Origin of the sequence: Pseudomonas sp. ICMP 10191, from assembly GCF_001467335.1 — a bacterium.
GTDB lineage: Bacteria > Pseudomonadota > Gammaproteobacteria > Pseudomonadales > Pseudomonadaceae > Aquipseudomonas > Aquipseudomonas cerasi.
This window is the reverse complement of sequence record NZ_LKGW01000158.1, coordinates 1-4,084: the sequence shown is the minus strand read 5'-3', so window position 1 is coordinate 4,084 and position 4,084 is coordinate 1. Positions and strand designations below refer to the sequence as shown.

The following is a 4,084-nucleotide window of genomic DNA, read 5'->3' as shown; positions in this document are numbered from 1 at the left end:
GCTTGTCGAGCTTGCCGTTGGCGGTCAGTGGCAGACTGTCCAGCAGCATGATCTGCGCGGGCACCAGATACTCGGGCAAGCGCGCCGCCAGTTGCTCACGCAGTTTGTCGACGTTGAGGCTCGTGCCGGCTGCCGCGACGCAATAGGCCACCAGTTGCAGACGTGTTTCATCGCTTTCCAGCGGCTGCGCCAGCACCACGGCGTCGGCCACGTTTTCCAGGGTTTGCAGAAGCTGGCCGACCTCGCCCGGTTCGACCCGGTAACCGCGGATTTTCACCTGATCGTCAGCACGGCCGAGGTATTCCAGCACGCCATCCACCCACCGCGCACGGTCGCCTGCACGGTACAGACGCTGACCGTTGGCGTCCGGGTCCGGCACAAAGCGTTCGGCGGTCATTGCCGCACGGCCCAGATAGCCCTGCGCCAGCCCGCGACCGCCCAGATACAGTTCACCGGCCACCCGTTCGGCCACCGGATTGAGGTAAGCGTCCAGCACCCGCGCCTTGCCGTTGGCCAGCGGCTGACCGACCGGCACACTACGGCAGGCACTGAGGTGCCCGGCCACTTCGTGGGTCAGGATACCGACCGTGGTTTCGGTCGGGCCGTAGTGGTTGATGATCCGGCAGCCCGGCTTGAGCGCACGCACCTGCTCGATCAACGCCCAGGCGCTGGCCTCGCCACCCAGAATGAGCACTTGCCCAGGCAGCACGTCCGCCGGGTTGGCGGCCTGCAGCAGGCCCTGCAAATGGCTGGGCACGATTTTCAGCACTTCAACCTGATGCTCGGCCATGTAACGCGCAAAACCGTCAGGGTCGAACGCCTGCTCGTGCGACAGCAGGTGCAGCGGTCGGCCGGACGCCAGCGCACCGAACAACAGCGTATGCCCCAGGTCGGCAGCGACCGTCGACACCATCGCCATGCTCGCCCCTTCATTCAACGCCAGACGCTCAAGCACGCCCTGCACATAGTTGGCCAGCGCGCCGTGGCTGACCACCACCCCCTTGGGCTGCCCGGTGGAGCCGGAGGTGTAGATGATGTACGCCGCTTGCTCAGACAGCACCCGAACATCCAGCGCCCCGCTATCGACAGCGGCCCACAGCGCAGCATCGAACGCCAGCACCGGGCACACGCCCAACCGCGCGGCCTTGTCATCATCGGGTGCATGCACCAGCAGCACCGCGCCGCTGTCACGGGCCAGTTGCTGCAAGCGCTCGAACGGTTGCGCGCTGTCCAGCGGCAAGTACACCGCGCCCAGTTTCAGCACCGCCAGCAGGCTGACCACCCATTCCACGGAGCGGTCCAGACACAGCGCGACGGTCATGCCCGGCTTGATGTCCTGGGCGTGCAGGTAGCGGGCGAATTGGTTACTGCGTGTCTCAAGCTCGTCAAAGCTCAACACCTGCTGACCCACACGCAACGCGGTGTTGCCACGCCCGGCACGCAGGCCCTGTTGCCAGAGGCTGAGGAAATCGGGGCAGGCAACGTCCTGGGTTTGCTCGGCGACCGGCGACGATACGGCGTGTGGATGATCGGCCAGACGCCGGTCGGTGTCCGAGACCAGTGCTTGCAGCACGCTGCGCAACGCTTCGGCGATACGCTCGATGCTCTGCGCTTCGAACAGGTCGGTGGCGTAGGTGAAATAACCGCGTATCCCTTCGGGCGTGTCGGTGAAGTCGAAGGCCAGATCGAAACGCGCATCGCTGCTGCCCATCGGGAACTCATCGACCGTCAGGCCCGACACGCGCTGCCCGCTGCCATCGGCCGCCAGCACGTGCTGATTGATCTTGAACTGGAACAGCGGGTTGTGGCCCGGATTGCGCTCCGGTGCCAAGGCATCCACCAGATGCTCGAACGGCAGTTCCTGATGCGACTGCGCGCCCGTCACCACCTGCTTGACCTGATCCAGCAGCTCGGCAAAGCTCTGCCGCTCATCCACCTGCACGCGCAGCACCTGAGTGTTGATGAAAAAGCCGATCAGCCCTTCCAGCTCGCTGCGGGTGCGCCCCGCATTGGGTGCGCCGATGCGGATGTCGGACTGCCCGCTGAAGCGCGACAGCACCACCGACAGCGCCGCCAGCGTCACCATGAACAGGGTCTGGCCGTTGTTGCGCGCCAGGCTTTTCAGTTGCACAGAGAGTTGCTGCGGCAGGTCGACGCGCACCATCGCACCGCGATGGCTCGGTTGCAGCGGACGCGGATGATCCAGTGGCAGGCTCAGCAACGGATGTTCGCTGCCCAACTGCTGTTTCCAGTAGTCCAGCTGCCGCTCGCCCTCCCCGGCCTCCAGCCAGGCGCGTTGCCAGATCGCGTAATCTGCGTACTGAATCGCCAGCTCGGGTAACGAAATCGGCTGTCCGGATACCTGAGTCTGATACAACTGCACGAACTCGCGAATCAGCACTTCGCCGGACCAGCCATCGGACACCACGTGATGCATGCACACGGTCAGTACGTGTTCGCTTTCACTCAGTTGGAACAGCTTGACCCGCAGCAGCGTGCCGCTCAGCAGGTCGAAGGGCCTTTGCAACTCGGCGCGCACCTGCTGCTCGATGTCTGCGGGCGCCACCGACGCGAACTCGAGAGCGACTGTAGCCTGTTCGAGAATCTCCTGATAGAACACGCCATCCTCTGAAACGAAGCGGGTGCGCAGGGTTTCATGGCGTTGCACCAGCCGCTCCAGCGCTTCGCTCAGCGCCTGCCGGTCCAGTGCGCCTTTCAAACGCACCGCCAAAGGCACGTTGTAGGCTGCGTTGCCCGGCTCCATCTGCCAGAGGAACAGCATGCGCTGCTGCGCGTAAGACAGCGGAATACGCGCTGCGGCATGCCGGGTCACGGCGATGGGCAGCAGTTTGAAGCTCTGTCCGGTCTCATGCATTTTGGCGAGGATCTGGCGCCGCTGTTCGACGGGCAGGCCGACGAAACGCTGGGCAATACGCTCTGCTGCAGACTTGTCCATGTCAGATACCCGCCATTTCATTCATCATTTTTTCAATATCGGACAAGCCGTCCTCGGTCAGCGACAGGCCACTGCCGGCGAAGGCCTGAATAAATTCGTTCAGTTGCGGTTTCTCGAAGATCAGGCGCAGCGGAATGTCGATTCCCAGGCCGGTGTGGATTCTGGAAATCAGCTGCGTCGCCAACAGCGAGTGACCACCCAGCTCGAAGAAATCATCGCTCAGCCCGACACGCTCGACTTTCAGCACATCGGCCCAGATCGCCGCCATCTGCTGTTCCTGCTCGGTACAGGGTGCGACGTACTGGCGCTGCAACTGGCTGGCGTCCGGCTTAGGCAGTGCCTTGCGATCGAGCTTGCCGTTGGCGCTCAGCGGCATTCTGTCCAGCACGATGAAATGCGTGGGCACCATGTAATCCGGCAGCGATTCCTTGAGACAGGCCTTGAGCGCATCACGCAACTGATCGTCGTGGTGCCCGACCACCAGATACGCCGCCAGCTGTTTGCCGGACGGGCCGTCAACGTCGATCACCACCGCCTCATGAACGCTGTCGTGCTCCAGCAGGCTGGCTTCGATTTCGCCCAGTTCGATGCGCAAGCCGCGAATGATGACACCTGCGTCGCGATAACGCGCCAGATCGCCGGTGCGGTACAGCCTGCCGCCGCCCTGCTCGTCGAACGGGTCCGGCACGAAGCGCTCGGCCGTCAGTGCTGCACGGTTGTGATAACCCCGCGCCAGACCGACGCCCCCCAGGTACAACTCCGCCGCCACACCCTGTGCAGCAGGTAACAGGCCGTCGTCGAGGATATGGGTTTTCAGGTTGTCGATCGGCTGCCCGATCGGCACGCTGAGGATATCGTCGGTGCTACAAGTCCAGTGGGTCACGTCGATGGCCGCTTCGGTCGGGCCATACAGGTTGTACAAACCGGCCTGCGGCAAGCGCTTGAGCACCTGAGCGGCCAGCTCGGCAGGCAGTGCTTCACCGCTGCATACCACTCGGCGCAGCGTGTCACAGCTTTCCACCTGGGGATGAGTCATGAACGCCTGCAGCATCGACGGCACAAAGTGCAGCGTCGTGACCTGATGCTCGCGGATGGTCTGCACCAGCCGCTCGGGGTCGCGGTGATCAC

At 63.7% G+C, this 4,084-nt stretch carries 2 protein-coding genes; both read right to left on the bottom strand.

The features are described 5' to 3' along the window. A partial coding sequence (locus tag AO388_RS24175; RefSeq protein ID WP_161937183.1) for an amino acid adenylation domain-containing protein occupies nt 1–2,956 on the bottom strand: 2,956 nt, incomplete at its 3' end. Nucleotide 2,957: 1 nt separating this feature from the next. Next, nucleotides 2,958–4,084: AMP-binding protein (locus tag AO388_RS24170; RefSeq protein WP_153004012.1), on the bottom strand; the 1,127-nt coding region annotated here is incomplete at its 5' end.